12 protein-coding genes and 1 pseudogene are annotated in these 16,649 nt (G+C 45.2%); 3 read left to right on the top strand and 10 right to left on the bottom strand.

What is annotated here, in order from left to right:
- Positions 1 to 5: 5 nt before the first annotated feature.
- Positions 6 to 1,313 carry a trigger factor gene (tig, locus tag R7Q41_RS18350; RefSeq protein ID WP_005382251.1) on the bottom strand — a complete coding sequence of 436 codons (1,308 nt, stop codon included), beginning with the start codon at positions 1,311 to 1,313 and terminating at the stop codon, positions 6 to 8.
- Between the two features lie 274 nt (positions 1,314 to 1,587).
- Positions 1,588 to 1,800, bottom strand: a pseudogene (locus tag R7Q41_RS18355) (hypothetical protein).
- A 39-nt stretch (positions 1,801 to 1,839) separates the two neighbouring features.
- Here R7Q41_RS18355 and R7Q41_RS18360 point away from each other — a divergent pair.
- The 3 genes from R7Q41_RS18360 to R7Q41_RS18370 all read left to right on the top strand — a co-directional run bounded on the left by R7Q41_RS18360 (position 1,840) and on the right by R7Q41_RS18370 (position 5,248).
- A complete protein-coding gene (locus R7Q41_RS18360; RefSeq protein ID WP_137281803.1) occupies positions 1,840 to 3,645 on the top strand; it encodes a sensor histidine kinase in 1,806 nt (601 codons plus the stop codon).
- Positions 3,646 to 3,649: 4 nt separating this feature from the next.
- A complete protein-coding gene (locus R7Q41_RS18365) occupies positions 3,650 to 4,987 on the top strand; it encodes a sigma-54-dependent transcriptional regulator (RefSeq protein WP_005382254.1) in 1,338 nt (445 codons plus the stop codon).
- 78 nt (positions 4,988 to 5,065) lie between these two features.
- Positions 5,066 to 5,248, top strand: coding sequence for a hypothetical protein (locus R7Q41_RS18370; RefSeq protein WP_021034161.1), 183 nt, complete (start codon positions 5,066 to 5,068; stop codon positions 5,246 to 5,248).
- A 33-nt stretch (positions 5,249 to 5,281) separates the two neighbouring features.
- Here the strand turns inward: R7Q41_RS18370 and R7Q41_RS18375 are convergent, their stop codons facing one another.
- From R7Q41_RS18375 to R7Q41_RS18410, 8 genes are all read right to left on the bottom strand, one after another.
- On the bottom strand, positions 5,282 to 6,643 hold the full coding sequence (locus R7Q41_RS18375) for a TRAP transporter large permease (RefSeq protein WP_005382255.1): 1,362 nt from the start codon (positions 6,641 to 6,643) through the stop codon (positions 5,282 to 5,284).
- A 3-nt stretch (positions 6,644 to 6,646) separates the two neighbouring features.
- A complete protein-coding gene (locus R7Q41_RS18380; protein WP_005382256.1) occupies positions 6,647 to 7,321 on the bottom strand; it encodes a TRAP transporter small permease in 675 nt (224 codons plus the stop codon).
- A 70-nt stretch (positions 7,322 to 7,391) separates the two neighbouring features.
- Complete coding sequence (locus tag R7Q41_RS18385) at positions 7,392 to 8,390, bottom strand: TRAP transporter substrate-binding protein (protein ID WP_017634784.1); 999 nt, start codon at positions 8,388 to 8,390, stop codon at positions 7,392 to 7,394.
- A 212-nt stretch (positions 8,391 to 8,602) separates the two neighbouring features.
- The gene (locus tag R7Q41_RS18390) at positions 8,603 to 10,072 is read right to left on the bottom strand and encodes a protein adenylyltransferase SelO (RefSeq protein WP_206970935.1); all 1,470 of its coding nucleotides are present in this window, start codon (positions 10,070 to 10,072) and stop codon (positions 8,603 to 8,605) included.
- A 176-nt stretch (positions 10,073 to 10,248) separates the two neighbouring features.
- Complete coding sequence (locus R7Q41_RS18395; protein WP_171344882.1) at positions 10,249 to 11,061, bottom strand: sugar transporter; 813 nt, start codon at positions 11,059 to 11,061, stop codon at positions 10,249 to 10,251.
- Positions 11,062 to 11,233: 172 nt separating this feature from the next.
- The gene (locus tag R7Q41_RS18400) at positions 11,234 to 14,218 is read right to left on the bottom strand and encodes a M6 family metalloprotease domain-containing protein (protein WP_206959873.1); all 2,985 of its coding nucleotides are present in this window, start codon (positions 14,216 to 14,218) and stop codon (positions 11,234 to 11,236) included.
- Between the two features lie 360 nt (positions 14,219 to 14,578).
- Positions 14,579 to 15,946, bottom strand: a complete 1,368-nt coding sequence (locus tag R7Q41_RS18405; RefSeq protein ID WP_206959871.1) for a TrkH family potassium uptake protein — start codon at positions 15,944 to 15,946, stop codon at positions 14,579 to 14,581.
- Positions 15,943 to 16,605, bottom strand: coding sequence for a potassium channel family protein (locus R7Q41_RS18410; RefSeq protein ID WP_005388291.1), 663 nt, complete (start codon positions 16,603 to 16,605; stop codon positions 15,943 to 15,945). The genes R7Q41_RS18405 and R7Q41_RS18410 overlap by 4 nt, the downstream gene beginning before the upstream one ends.
- Positions 16,606 to 16,649 lie beyond the last annotated feature (44 nt).

Below are 16,649 nucleotides of genomic sequence, written 5' to 3' on the forward strand. Positions count from 1 at the left end.
GCTTATTAAGCAGCAGGTTGTTGTTGGTTAAGTAGCTCGTTGAAGCCTACTTCTTTCTCAGAAACCTGTGCTTTAGCGATGATCGCGTCGATTGCTTGCTCTTCTAGAGCTACGTTGCGCATGTTGTTCATCATTTCTTCGTTTTGCTCGTAGTAAGCAATAACTTCTGATGGATCTTCGTATGCAGTAGCCATTTCTTCGATTAGAGCTTTAACTTTCTCGTCGTCCGCTTTTAGCTCTTCAGATTTGATTACTTCACCTAGTAGAAGACCAACAACTACGCGACGTTTAGCTTGTTCTTCGAACAGTTCACGTGGAAGCTGAGCAGCAGCTTCTGGGTTACCACCGAAGCGTTGTGCAGCTTGTTGACGTAGAACTTGGATTTCTTGCTCGATAAGCGCTGATGGTACGTTGATGTCGTTTTGCTCAACTAGACCGTCAATCGCTTGCTCTTTGATGCGGTTCTTAACAGCTTGCTTAAGTTCGCGTTCCATGTTCTTACGAACTTCAGCTTTAAGTGCTTCAACACCACCTTCAACAACACCGAACTTAGCAACGAACTCGTCGTTTAGTTCTGGAAGTTCACGAGCTTCAACTTTGTTCACTTTGATTGCGAACTTAGCTGCTTTACCTTTTAGGTTTTCAGCGTGGTAATCTTCTGGGAAAGTCACGTCGATGTCGAATTCCATACCAGCAGTTTTACCTGCGATACCGTCTTCGAAACCAGGGATCATGCGACCAGCACCCATTTCTAGAGGGAAGTTCTCAGCTTTACCGCCTTCGAACTCTTCACCGTCGATAGAACCAACGAAGTCGATGCTTACGCGTTTGCCATCTTCTGCTGCTTCTTCAACTTCAACCCAAGTTGCTTGTTGCTTACGTAGAGTATCGATCATCTCTTCTACGTCTGCATCTTTAACTTCTGTTAGTGGTTTTTCAACAGTGATGCTCTCTAGGCCTTTAAGCTCAACTTCTGGGTAAACTTCAAAAGTTGCAGTGAAAACTAGGTCTGAACCTTCTTTGTTCTCTACAGGAGCGAAAGTTGGAGCGCCAGCTGGGTTGATTTTCTCTTTAACGATAGCTTCGATGAAGTGGCGTTGCATTACTTCACCAAGAACGTCTTGACGTACTGCTTTGCCGTACATCTTAGCAACCATTTTTAGAGGCACTTTACCCTTACGGAAACCATCGAAACGACGGTTTTTAGCGATGTTGCGTAGTTCAGCTGTTACAGCGTCTTCGATGTTTGCAGCTGGAACAGTAATGTTTAGACGGCGCTCTAGGCCCTCTAGCGTTTCAACAGTAACTTGCATTATATATAAACCTCTAAAGTGGCTCGGTTTTCCGAGCGTATGAGCGAAACTCAGAGGAGCTTACGCTTCATCCTTGTGTAGTGTTCTGTCCGAACACCTAATTTAAAATCGAGTATCGATACTGGTTGTCAGTACCGGACTAATCAGTGATATCTTCGATAAAATAACCAAAGGTATCTCCTATTAGCCTCAGGACAGAATTTTTAGACGCGACATTCTAGCGATCTGTCGCAACCCTGTCGAGCCAATAGCCACTATGTGGACATTGTCTGCGCTAAATTCTCGAATGCTGACCCATTTTTTCTTCAAAAATGCGATTCAGACACCGTCTAAGCATCGCCAGCATATCTAGAATGGGGACAATAGCGACTTTTTCAAGAGAATCGACCGGTTTTTTTATCGAAAAGCCTAAAAAGAGATCTTGCTCTTGTTTTACTCCACAGAGTTGAAAACTAAATCCCTAATCCTTCCTACAAACTATTAACATTTTCTTACGTGACCAAAGGAAGTTGTAAGGAGTGTAAGGATGTCGCAAAAAAAACGGATTCTGCTGACATTTTTTGCTTTCTATTTCCTGTGCGCAATTATCGGTGGCCATTGGGTTTGGCAGACCAGTTATCAATCTCTACTTGATAAACACCAATCACAGCTGGAGCAGTTTTCTGGCCATATAAAAAATAAACTCGATAAGTACGCCCATATCCCAAATCTTCTCGCTAAAGATGATCCTCTTTATCAAGCGCTTCTGCACCCCAACAACAGTGCGCAACTGGAAATCACTAATCGGTATTTAGAATCCGTTAATGGCGTGATTGAAGCAGCGGATACGTACTTAATCGATCAATGGGGTACAACGATCGCAGCCAGCAACTGGCGTAAAGAGCGCTCCTTTATCGGGCGAAATTTTGCATTTCGCCCTTATTTCAAACAAGCCATTGTAGGCAAAAGAAGCCAATACTACGCACTGGGCTCAACATCTGGTAAACGTGGCTACTACTATTCTTATCCCATCGTATACGCTGGCGGTGTACTTGGTGTCGTCGTGGTGAAGATGGACCTAAGTAAGATAGAGGACAACTGGCAGCAACCTAACAGTGTTTTTGTCGCCAGCGACCCATACGGAATTGTTTTCATGAGTAGCCGAAGTGAATGGCTACTCAAAAGCTTACAACCACTGACAAAAAAAGAGAAAAAGCAAGTTTGGGCAAGCCAACAATATCTTGATGCGCCAATTGAAACGCTCGGATTAGTGGGTAGTTTGGACGAGGTGCATTCTGAGCTTAAACAGGGTTACCCATACAATAAAGGAACCTTGGTGGTCTCTTCGCTGCCCCTTCCCGAACTCAAACTGACAATTCGTGTGCTGTCTCCTAAACAGTCGATCGTTTGGTTCACCATGGGTTACATCTTTGTACTCACTCTAGCATTCATGGTTTTGTTTTTAATTGGTCAGCTTATTTATCACCGTCAACAGCGTCACTTGCAAATTGAACGAATTCAACAAGAAGCCAATCAAAAGTTGGAATATCAAGTCATGGCACGGACTGCCGAGTTGCAAGCGGAGATCGCACAGCGTATCGATACCGAACAAACTTTACGCGTTACTCAAGACGAATTGGTGCAAGCAGCGAAACTCGCGGTGTTAGGACAAATGTCGGCCAGTATCAGCCATGAACTGAATAATCCACTTGCGGCAATTCGTAGCTTTGCGGAGAACGGCAAGCTGTTTCTAAAAAAAGAAAAATATGAGCGAGTGGAAGATAATCTCACTCGCATTTCTGCTCTCACTGACCGTATGGCAAATATCAGTCAGCAACTTCGCTCTTTCGCCAAAAAAACCAGTGGTGACGAGTTGGCTCAATCTCGACTGTTCCCTGTTATTGCCTCTGTAAAAGAACTGATGAAGCCCGCATTTAAATCAGGGCGCGTCACGTTAGAAACAAATTTGCCAGAGCATGATGTTGAAGTGCAGATCAATATTATTCAACTGGAGCAAGTGTTGGTCAATTTACTGACTAATGCGATAGAAGCACTCAAAGAGCAACAAGACAAACAGGTAGAATTATCTGTAGAACACGATGAGCACACTGATTTGGTTTGGATTCATGTTGATGATAATGGCCCAGGGCTTGGCTCTTTCTCACTTTCTGATTTATGTGAACCGTTTCTAACCACTAAACTGAACGGTTTAGGTTTGGGTCTCTCTATCTCGCAACAAATCTTAGCCAGTATGAATGGAAAATTATGTGCCCATAATCGAGAACAAGGCGGCGCTCGATTCTCATTGTGTTTACCTATCACTTCTTACAACACTGAACCATCAAAAGGATAAGATCATGTGTCAGGTGTTTTTTATTGATGATGAGGCCGATCTCAGAATCGCTATAGAACAGACCTTTGAACTGGCGGATATCGACGCCAAGTTTTTTGTGGATGCAGAATCGGCTTTAATAGCGATGCAGCAAGGAGAAGAAGCTGGCGTCGTGGTCACTGATATCTGTTTGCCGGGCATTTCTGGTATGGATATGCTGACAACTTTGACTCAACGCGATGCAAACTTACCCGTCATCATGATCACTGGACACGGTGATATTTCCATGGCTGTGCAAGCCCTTCATCAAGGCGCTTACGACTTTATTGAGAAACCTTTTGCGCCAGAACATTTGGTTGAAACGGTTAAGCGGGCGATTGAGAAGCGCAAACTAACCAATGAAAATGAAAAACTGCGCCTGTCACTTAAAGCCAGTAAAACCCTTGGTCCACGAGTTATTGGTGAAACCTCTAGCATCCAAATATTACGAGAGACCATCACCCAAATCGCCGATACCGACGCCGATATTTTATTGTTTGGTGAAACCGGTACAGGGAAAGAGTTAATCGCTCGTTCTTTACATGAGCAAAGCTCTCGCCGGAACCAAAACTTTGTCGCCGTAAATTGTGGAGCGGTTCCAGAGAACTTAATTGAGAGTGAACTCTACGGCCATGAAAAAGGCGCATTCACTGGCGCCGAAAGCCGTCGTATCGGTAAATTTGAGTTTGCACAAGGCGGCACACTTTTCTTGGATGAGATCGAGTCGATGCCTATCCAAGCCCAAATTCGTTTATTGAGGGTATTACAAGAGCGCGTGATTGAGCGTGTCGGTTCCAATGAATTATTGCCTTTAGATATTCGAGTGATTGCCGCAACAAAGGTCGATTTAAAACACGCAGCTGAAGAAGGTACTTTCCGTCAGGATCTCTATTATCGGCTCAATGTCGTGACCCTGGATCTCCCGCCACTACGCGAACGAAAAGAAGACATTCCCGCCCTCTTTCACCACTTTCTGTTGGTAGCAGCTTCACGTTATGGCAAAAGCTCACCTAGCTTGTCACCCCAAGATCTAGCGCAACTGATGAGCCATGACTGGCCTGGCAATGTTCGAGAACTCAGAAATGCTGCAGAGCGTTTTGTGCTATTGGGTAAGTTAATTCAGTTGGGAGAATCGAACCCAGTCGCTAAGTCTTCCTCAAGCCTTGCAGAGCAAGTGGCGGAGTTTGAGAGAGCAGCCATTGAAGGCGCTTTATTAGAAAACAACGGTAGTATTAAACAGACAATGTGCCAATTGAATGTGCCAAGAAAAACCCTTTACGACAAGATGCAGCGCTACCAAATAAATAAAGACCTTTACAAATAAAACACGTTCAAATAGCTGGCATTATATTCAACTTGAATCATAATTTTTAACAACGGGTTTATCATGGTTGTTATAGATATGAACGAAAAAGTGAGAATACCGATTGTTACAGATACCGTGCTCGTAGACGGTTGCTATCAAGAAGAGAGAAGATTCGGTGAAGAGCGTCGTAAAAATAAAAAGAGGTGGCGACACTATGAACGTCGAATTAATTCAGACCCGCGCAAAACTTGTTACAAGTCAATAGACGAAGAGGTGTGAATTCTCACACCTCTTTCTACTTTCTGGCTTCCATTACTTGGTAATGATCTCCGGCCCCATCAAAGTAGTAGGCAACCAAGTCGATACCCATGGTACATATGTGACGATAATTAGGAATAAGAACATCACTCCAACCCAGGGTAATGCTGCCTTCACTACGTTCATCATCGACATTTTGGCAACACCAGCGGTCACAAATAAGTTAAGACCCACGGGCGGCGTTATCATTCCTATCTCCATATTCACCACCATCATTATGCCCAAATGAATTGGGTCTATGCCTAATGCAATCGCAATTGGGAACACGAGCGGCGCAACAATGATCAACAAGCCTGATGGCTCCATGAACTGACCACCAATCAACAACAAGACGTTCACCACAATCAAGAAAGTGATGGGTCCGAGACCAGCCGAGAGCATCGACTCGGTGATCATTTGCGGGATGCGTTCTTCCGTTAAAACATGCTTCAAAATTAAGGCATTAGCAATGATGAACAGCAGCATGATGGTGAGTTTGCCCGCTTCATACAGGGTGTGTTTGGTGTCTTTATGAACAAAGGTTTGGAAGATTTTAACGAGCGCAGGTTTAGTGTTTTTCTTGTCTGCAAATGGCCCCATGTCTTTGTATACAAAGTTAGCAATAAAGAATGAGTACACTGCAGCAACCGCAGCGGCTTCTGTCGGCGTAAAGATACCGCCATAGATACCACCAAGAATGATGACGACCAACAACAAGCCCCAGCTTGCATCCTTGGCGGCATCAAAAGTTTCTTTCCAACCGACAAAAGGTTGCTTTGGAAGGTTCTTGATTCTCGCGGCAATGTAAATCGCGATCATCAACATGACACCCGCCAGCAAACCGGGAATCACACCACCAAGGAACATACGTCCAACTGACACATCCGTTGCGGCTGCATACACCACCATCACAATCGAGGGTGGGATCAAAATCCCTAGCGTACCTGCGTTACAAATTACCCCAGAGGCAAACTCTTTTGAGTAACCGTTTTTGATCATACCTGCGATAACAATACTACCTATGGCAACAACCGTTGCAGGTGAGGAACCTGACAACGCGGCAAACATCATACACGCTACAACCGAAGCCATCGCCAAACCGCCGCGGAACCAGCCTACAATGGCAATGGCGAAACGAATGATCCGCTTTGCTACGCCACCCGTCGACATAAAGCTTGAAGCCAATATAAAGAATGGAATAGCCAATAGCGTGTAGTGGCCCGCGAATGCATTAAACAGCGTTTGAGCAACTGACGCTAAAGAGGCATCCGAATGCATTAAAAGGAAAAGAACACTGGAAAGGCCCAGCGAAATAGCAATTGGCACGCCAACCAGCATAAAGCCAATTACCATCAAAAATAGAAATAAGATATCCATGGCTTATTGCTCCTTGTTTTTAGCGTCTTGCGAGGCCTTTGGAGCCATTACGTCTTCAGCGTCACTCATCTCAGCTTTAAGAGATTCGAGCTCTTCCTCCGCTTCATGTCCTGCAATCAAGCGATCGAGCTTACCAGTAGCGATTTGCCACGTGACTTGAACAAATCTAAACGTTAGTAGCGCCATTCCAAGTGGCAAAGCGAAGTAAGGAATAAAACGTGGCAGCTTTTCATAACGCTCTCCCTCATTTAACCAGTCGGCCATGAACTGGAGCATTTCAGGCATCGGAATATCGTCCGTTTCATACCACGCTCGGTCAGTAGCGAACGGATACCAGTAGTTCCAAGCGCCAATTAACAGCAAAATAGAGAAGGCTAAGCAACACATTGCTGCAAAAAGCGCCAGGGCTTTTCGTTTACCTTCCGGAACGATGTTAATAATGACATCGACACCAATATGAAAGTGTTTTTTCACACCATAAGATGCGCCAACCAACACCATCCATGCGAACATGAAAACGGTGAGCTCAAGCGCCCAAAGAATATTGTCGTTAAAGACATAACGAAAGATGACATTGGCAAAGGTCAGCAAGGTCATGGCACCCAAGAAGAAAGCAATCAAAGTCTCTTCAATGGCATCAGTGATTCGTCCAGCCTTGGCAAAAAAAGTCTGTTCCATAATTACATCACGTCGTCTGTAGGGGGAAAGAGCCCCCTCAGTTTGAGAGGGCTAAATGTGCTAGGTGTTATTATTTTTGGTTAGACGCCAAAGCGGCTTCGATTAGGTCAGAACCAATGTCTTTTTCGAACTTCTTCCATACTGGTTGAAGTGCAGTGACCCACTCTTGGCGCTGTTCTGGCGTTAGAGTACGAACCACACCACCGGCTTCGATGATATTGTTCTTATTCGCAAGGTTTACTTTGGTTGACTCAGCATTACGCTGCGCAGTTACCTCTTGAATAATGGTATTTAACTGCTCGCGCTGATCATCTGGTAGGTTTTTCCAGAAGTCGTTTGACGTCACAACTAAGTAATCCAGAATTCCGTGGTTCGTTTCCGTAATGCCATCTTGAACTTCGAAGAATTTTTTGCCGTAAATGTTTGACCAAGTATTTTCTTGACCATCAATAACCTTAGTTTGCAAGCCGCCGTAAACTTCTTTGAACGACATTTTTTGTGGGTTAGCACCTAGCTGCTCAAACTGAGCAACGAGTACATCAGACGCTTGAACACGGAACTTAAGTCCTTCAGCATCAGTTGGAGAAATGAGCGGCTTGTTGGCTGACATTTGCTTCATGCCGTTATGCCAAAACGCAATGCCTTGTAGGCCACGACGTTTCATTGAGTTTTTCAGCTTTTCACCCGCTTCCGAGTTTTGGAAACGGTCAACCGCGTCGACATCATCGAACAAGAAAGGGAGATCGAAAAGGCGGTACTTCTTGGTGAATTTCTCAAACTTAGAAAGAGAAGGAGCAGCGAGTTGAACATCACCATTCAGTAGCGCTTCCAACACTTTGTCATCATCATAAAGAGTTGAGTTAGGAAACACCTGCATACAGACTTTACCGTTCATCTCTTCGTTGACGCGCTTTTCAAGTAACGAAGCCGCGATGCCTTTAGGGTGTTTGTCCGCATTCGTTACATGGCTAAACTTGATGACCGTTTCACCCGGGTCACAATTTGCGGCAGCATTAAAACTGGTAACAGCAAGTGCAGAGACAGATAGTAGAGTTAGAGGCTTAAACATTATTATTCTCCTTGTTGAATCACATCCCATCCCGTCCATGAGTAACTAGGTGTTAGGCGATGGGTACGGATGTTCAACAAAGAGCAATTAATGGACCATGTTAAAATTTATATATATTTCAATAAATTAACAAAGCCCGTTAACATGAATCCGAAGTGTAACGAGTGAATTCCACCCAAGAAAAAGATATAAATGGGTGGGAAATGACCCATTTATGAAGAACAGCTTATCTCCATTTTCTTCCCCCATTCCGGCGGCAATTTCGCATAATCATCAAACTCGGGTTGCTCATCAAATGGGCGTTTTAACAGTTCGGCCAATCGGTGTAATTCGCTAAAGTCCCCTTCTTCCGCTTTATCAATCGCCAACTGAGCCAAGTAGTTACGCAAGATGTATTTGGGATTGGCTTGACGCATCTGTTTGCAACGCTGTTCGGTTGAAATCAGGCCCCCTAGTTCATCAACCTCTAGCTCACACCGAGCTAAGTACAGATCAAGCCAAGCTCGCGCAGCTTCTCGGTCGAGAAATAAATCGATTACGGCTTGGGAAGGCGCATTATCAAGGTTTGAGAGTGTTCTGAAGAAGCGAGTGTAGTCCGTTTTGTTCTGGTGAAGAAGCTCAAACATAGCTTCAAACAAACGCCCGTCTTCCGCTATCTTAGTTTTTAAGCCCAACTTCTCACGCATGAGGCGGCTGAACTGCTGGCTTAAATGAACTTCAAATTGACTCAACGACGATTCTAAATCTTCTCGTTCAACGAGTGGCGATAACGCATGCGCCAGTGCTGACAGGTTCCAAAGCGCAATTCTAGGCTGTTGATCAAATGCGTAACGACCCTGGTAGTCTGAATGATTACAAATGTATCCCGGCTCATAATCATCAAGAAAGCCAAACGGACCATAATCAAAAGTTTGCCCAAGAATTGACATGTTATCGGTATTCATCACACCATGCGCAAAACCAAAAGCTTGCCAATATGCGATCATCTCGGCTGTTTTAGTCACGATGGCGTCAAACATCGCGGCATATGGTTTCTCCGCCGATGCACAATCAGCAAAGTGCCACTCAATCACCTTATCCGCCAACAGCTTCTGCTCTGCTAACTGGTTGGTGTAAAAGAAATGCTCAAAGTGACCGAATCGAACATGGGTTTCAGCCATTCGAAGTAACAAAGCGCCCGATTCCGTTTTTTCTCGATAAACAGGTGTATCACTGACCATCATACCGAGAGCACGTGTCGTGGGAACCCCAAGGCCCGCCATGGCTTCACTGCACAGGTACTCACGGATAGTTGAGCGTAATACCGCTCGCCCATCTCCCATTCGCGAGTAAGGCGTTAGCCCTGCACCTTTGAGGTGAAGATCAAACCAAGTACCATCCTGATGCTCAATTTCTGCCAACAGTAATCCACGTCCATCGCCCAAATCTGGGTTGTAAACGCCAAACTGATGGCCTGCATATTTCATCGCAAGAGGACGAAATTGTTCGAATTCACTTAGCCCAGAAAAAACCGCCAATAACTCATCGTTTTGCTCTGCTGGTAAACCAAACTGCTGTGCAAACTCACCATTCCAAGCGACCCAGCGAGTGTTATCCAAGGGTTGTGGCTCGACCAACGTATAGAACGCTGACGGTAATTGACTAAAGCGATGGGTGAAATTGACCCGTTGCCAAATGGACATGTAGGGTTCCTTAATAAAAAGAAGTACTGTTGTGAGTATACGTGTGAATGTCCCTGTCATTCAGCCATGAAATGGGCATGGGTATTTTGCGTGAATAACGCGAAGGCGGCAGGAAGGTATCAACCTGCCGCAGACCGTCTCCTAAACGGAGGTAGCATGTAAAAACGATCAAAGGGTTAAGCGGAAAATTCTTCACCCGTTTTTGGTGGCTGTGATGGCGTATCAAAACGAGCGCGTTCGATATCCACTACCGTTTTATAGCTCAACGATAACAATGCCAGCTGGTACGCACCAAAAATACCATAGGCCACACCGACGAGGCTCAACATAAAGAGATTCGTAAAGTGGCTAAAGATCAGCTGACTGAGCAAGCCCGCACCCAATGGAATTAGTCCCATCAAAATGAATACTTGTTTGTTGTATGGTCTGCTCTGGTTCCACGAACGACGCAAACTGCGCGGCTGATGATCCATTGCTGTCGCTGGCAACACAAATGACCATCGCGCCATTACCCAATAGCCAGGAATGCTTGCAATCGTTGTGATAATAGCCATAGCAACAAAGTCGGCTTCACCACTTTCTGCAATGTAGATAAACGACAACACAAAGATCGGGATACCAATAACGAGCATCATCATCAGTCCAAACAGTATCCACCAGCCTATGAAACGGAATTCTCGAGCTGACAAACGAAATACATCCAACGCAGAGTGCATGTAATCGCCGGCTAAATAAATTCGATGCACACGCACAGCCGCCATAGCGGCAACAAGTGGGTACAAAATAATTGTGACGAAATAAAATCCTGCGACATTGCCTTCTTGAACGTTCGCTTGATCTTGCCCCGTCATTTCAGGATACATAAAAGCAAAAATTGAGTGCACGATAATCAACGGAATACAAGCAATAACAATTGCGAGTAGATTCCTTCTGACCATCACTGCCGCTTCTCGGCATATTTCCGAAACAGAAAAGGCCTCGGTAGACATATAACATCCTTAGTTCATAAAAATCGGCCCCTAGGGTAACCGCAGAGTAGAAAAATCGCTTTAAAAATAATGAGAAACACATCTCATAAGACAATGAGAACGAAACCAAAATAGATCAGATAAAAAATAAGCCACTCAATGTGAGTGGCTTATACCGCAATTCAATACCGTTTTAGACGCGACGTCGCCAGCCTAATGTTGCAAGTAACATCAAAGCCCAATAAGAAACACTGCCGCTACCTTCTGAGTTCTTGAATGTCGTTGTCTTCAAAGAAGCAACAACCGTCACGATAACTTCCCCCGTAGCAGTGGCACCATGACCATCTGAAACCGTATATTGCAGCTTGATGCCGTCAGTAGGGCTATCCGGTGCTTGAAAACGGATTTTGCCATTCTCTACACTCGCACTTCCCACACCAGTTACGTTCTGTACGCTTTCTACAACCAGTTTATCGCCGTTCACATCCGAATCATTGCTCGCTGCATCAATCAGAATACTTTCACCAACGGCAACGGTCGCCGTATCTGCAAGCGTAAGTGGCGCTGCGTTTTTCATGGTTAAATCGACGGTAGCACTGGACGCTTCATTACTAGGATCAGTCACGGTTAAACGGAATGTCAGAACCTCACCCGCTTTTGCACCTTGAGGCACCGTAAAGCTTGTGCTAACACTGGTTGCATTGCCAAGAGAAACTGAAGTGCCAGCCAACTGCTCCCATTTATAACTCAACACATCACCATCAGCATCCGTACTATTTAACGCAGACAACGTGACTCGCTGCCCAACCGTCATGTCTTTATTATCAACATCAATCACGGCCACTGGCGCTTCGTTGCTGCCAAGCACTTCCACCTGCACATTCACGATTGAAGATGAGTACGCACCATCAACCGACAACAAACGATATTGGAAAGTGTCCAGACCAACGAAGTTAGCTTCAGGTTGGTACTGGTTGCCAGAGATGGTGCCGTGCTCAGGCTTCTGCACAATGTCCACATTGAACTGATACCCTACCGCCATGAAATCATTGTCCATCAGGTTCAGTTTGATTGGCGTATTTTTATTGGTTTGTAACGAATCAGATTTCGCTTCAACCAAGTTGCTCGCATCCACATTTAATAATGCTGCAAACGGAATATAAGAGAACCCGGCTTTTTCTAGACCAAACGTGCCAATCTCACTGTAATCACCAGTCCACATTACAGGTAGGGAGGCTTTTTCAGTTTTTAGCAAGCGGCCGAAGTCAAAGTTTGCATCAAATTGACCGCCTTCCAATTCAACGACCAATAAATGCTGACCCGCACTCAATTGGCTTGATTGAGGGAATAAAATTCGAGATGACTTTTGGAAGTTACCTTGCTGTAAAAGCTCAGCGTTGTTTTGATTCAATATTAATCGATAGCCAATGTTTCCCGAAAATGGGAATCGCCAAACTCGATAAGTCATGTCACTTTGAGCGCTATCTCTTTGCGCGTAAAGTTGAAGGCCATCAAGCTCTGTATCACTATTCAAGTCCAGTGACACCGCCAGAGTGTTACTCCCACTCGCGTACACATAACCTTGGTGAAGAGAGTTCAGCCATGCTGATTTATTTGGTTCGTTTGTATGTTCAAGAGAAAAACTACCACCGTTGGTGTTGCTGGCAATGTTGGAAATACGAACCCCAGTATCAAACCCTGTGATCGCTCTCAGACCCGGGGTCGATGTATCTGAAATGACATCGCCACCATTAGGATATAAATCGTCAGCGTCACTCCTACCATCATTTTCTAACTCATTCAGACCATCAGCCTGCATGATTTGAACCTGCATCGCGCCAACATCATTAAAGCGGTTCTGGACATTAACCGACGTCGCTAGAATACCTTCAGCCGCCAATGCTCGGTCGTAACCGCTAAAGGTGCGATTTTCCAAGTAAATACGTGGACCAAACTCTTTCAAATACGGGTCGAGATACACCAGCTTGACATCGTCGTTGTTCACAGAAATAGGCGCTGGACTTTCATGAGTTACCGTTGGTACAACAAAACCAGCAGCGTGTTTGCTCCATGCACTCATGTTCACCGGAGTGTCGCCAGCGTATGAATCTCCCGGTTTCTGCGCCCATGAACCGCCACCCATCACGCCCCAAGAGCCAATCGAGGCATCACTGTTCCTTGCGTACAAATCCGGTAAGCCAAGCATTAAGTGACCAAGCTCGTGTACGATCACGCCCAACGTCGCTTGATGATCAACTTGATAGTCAGCGAACACACAATAGTCTGTGATCTTTTTACCATCTAGTGTGACATCATCGTGAGAGAATTTGTGCGGCCAAATCGCAGGACGGTTGAGAACCCCTGTTGAACGATCGCCCCCCGCAAAAATAAACATGACAGAGAGTTCTGACGGTTCTACGGTACCATTTTGATTGCTGTCGTAGGCCGAAAGATTAAAGTATGGATCCAGTTTTTGATAAGCCTCGGTGAAAACCGCATTCAACTTGGCGGTGCATGTCTTATCAGTCGAACTAGAGTGACAGTTAGGGTGGCTTTGTGCCACAGTCACATCTATCACACCGTCATTGGCGGTGCCGTAACTCTCAAGTGCAGGAACAACTTTGAATTTACCTTGAGAGTTTTTATCAAAGTAATCCACAACGCTTTGACCATTGGTATTAAATACGCGTTGCTCAAAATCATGCACCATTGCTTGGTCATCAAACGAAACTTGCACAACCAATAGGGGCTGCTGCTTCACCGTTGAACTGCTCATCGCCTGGTAACCTTGCGCCGAACGCAGTAGGTTTTTTCGTGCCATCGGTTCAATGGTTTTTAGAGAAGATAATTGCGGTTTAACTTGTAAATCCGGGCGAAACCTCGCCGACTCAGGTGGCTCACTCGACTGCGTTTTCACCACACCTGTCGAGATCAATATTGGCGTGTCTGACTCGCGCTGAATCCGCGCGAAAAACCAAACGCCGTCTTCCTGAAGTAAGGCATTGCCCTGCTTATCTTCAAACCAGTGGAAATCTGCCGTTCCACGTAGAATTGCCTCACTGGAGCTACCATCGCTCAACGCAATAGTATGCCAAACCGGTGATGGCGGAGTAGTTGCCATGCTCTTCCCTGCAAGAAGCGCAGTTAGCATAGCTATGGCGAGTGTGTTGAATTTCAAAGTACGACTCCATCTTTTCGATTCGTTAATTAATACCAAGCACAACAAACACAAAGTAACCCTATGGGCATAGAGTAAGACTGAGTGACTATTGACGAAGGCTGGTATCAATTCGCTCAGATAACACGACGTAGTTTGGTGTCACACTACAAAAGCGTCGGATTCCAAAACGCTGTTATGAGCGTAGCTTCTGAGAATATAAATTGAGTGAATGAATAGTATCGAAACGAAAGGAAGAAGAAATGAACTTCTACGAATTTGTAGGTAAAACTGGGCAACATTCCACATATTCTATAAATGTACGAGCACTGCTATTAATCAATGCTCGTAATGGTCGCGCGGCCATTGTTGAACGCTATATTAACCTGTAAGAACGGCGTCTTCTGGGTATTTGACCAAGGTAGGTTCAGGACGTGCCAACATGTAGACAAGCGTGAGCGGCCCAATACGACCAATGATCATCACCACGATCATAATGTATTTACCAGGTTCAGAAAGTTCCGCAGTCAAGCCGGCGGTGAGCCCCACTGTGGCAAATGCGGAAATGGTTTCAAACATAACTTTATCAAAGCTGGCCTTCTCGGTAAGCATCAATAAAAACATTGCGCTTGTCAGGATGGCTCCGCTCACAACGATAATTGCCAATGACTTAGTCACAGTTTGCCAATTTATGGTTCGCTTAAACATAACCACATGTTTCTTTTGGCGTAAAAAGGTCCACGTAGCCATAAACGCAACAGCAAATGTGGAAACTTTAATACCGCCCCCCGTTGAGGTGGAACCCGCTCCAATTAACATCAGAACAATCATGACCAGTAAGGCCGGCTGGGTAAACAACGCCAAGTCAACACTATTAAACCCTGCCGTTCGCGCACTCGCAGATTGAAAGAATGCCGCCAACCATTGCCCTGTTGCAGGTAAAGACGCCATTGTGTTTGGGTTGCTTCGCTCAAGTAACCAAAACATCATCGTTCCGACTAAGAGCAATATCGGTGTCGCAATCAGCATGATTTTGGTGTGAAGATGCAAAAAGTGGAAACCTTTGCGCCAGTTTAGCCAGATGTCACCCACAACAGTAAAACCAAGCCCGCCAAAAATGAATAGCCCCGCCAGTGTAAAGATAACCAACGGATCATTCACAAAGCTCATCATACTGTCAGAAAACAGCGCGAACCCAGCGTTGTTAAATGCAGAAATTGCATGAAACAAGGCGTAAAACATACCAGTCTGCCAGCCCATTTCAGGGACCCAGCGGATAGAGAGAAAAATAAACCCGACCGTTTCTGCAACAAGCGCGAAAACAACAATCCGCTTTACTAGTCGGTTTAGATTGACTTGCCGATCTTGCCCTAATGCTTCTTTCGCCAGCGCTTGTTGACGCAAACTCAAACGCACGCCGAACATATAGAGTAAGACCGCCGACAAAGTCATCTGCCCCAACCCACCGATTTGCATTAAAAACATCAGCAAGATTTTACCCGCAAGCGTAAAGTGTTGCCCAGTATCGACAACACCAAGCCCTGTCACACTAATAGCGGACGTTGCAGTAAACAAAGCATCCGTTATCGACAAGCCCGTAACAGAAAAAACTGGCAAGGTTAGCAATACCGCAGAAGGCAGTAAAACACCGAGAAAACTGAGCAATATAATTCGCGGTTCGTTGCCTTTCGCTTTCTCTTGTTTACCATCTGGTGCGTAAAAAACACCTTTTTGATGAAAATACGTCATAGCGATTTTAATTTATTTGCGAGCGCATCTTGAGGGCCGACCACAATAATTAGGTCACCAATTTCTAGTGTGGTATTAAGGTCAGGTGCCTTGGTAATTTCTGGGCCCCGTTTAAACCCTAGCACTTGCACGCCATCGACTTTGCACAGAGCCAAATCACTTAGTGTCTTACCCATCCAACGAGAGCCAATCACAAACTCCGTCATAGCTAAGCCACTGCCTAATGGGTGGAACTCAAGAACCCGTTTATCGAGCATTTTACGCGCGACACGTATCCCCATGTCACGCTCAGGCATGATAATGTGGTCTGCGCCAATTTTTTGCAGAACACGAGCTTGGAAGCGATCGTTGGCTTTAACCCATACTGACTTTACTCCCGCCTCTTTAGCAATCAATGTCGCAAGAATACTGGCATTGACATCCGCTCCGATGGCAATCATCACCATGTCGTAATCATCAAGTTTGAGCTCAGCAACCGTCTCTTCGTGAGTACAGTTAGCCACAACCGCCTGACTAACAAAACTGGCGGCTTCTTTAACTCTGTCTTCGTTGATGTCAACGGCTAAAACTTGAGCGCCTGAATCTTGTAACTCTTTACACACTGCCAAACCAAATCGGCCAAGACCAATAACGGCGAATTGCTTATCACCTGTTTTCATTTGTGCCCCATCTTATGCATTCATTAGCAAGCAAAAAAGTTTGC

The organism is Vibrio sp. 2096, from assembly GCF_033339595.1.
In the GTDB taxonomy this organism is placed as follows: domain Bacteria; phylum Pseudomonadota; class Gammaproteobacteria; order Enterobacterales; family Vibrionaceae; genus Vibrio; species Vibrio alginolyticus.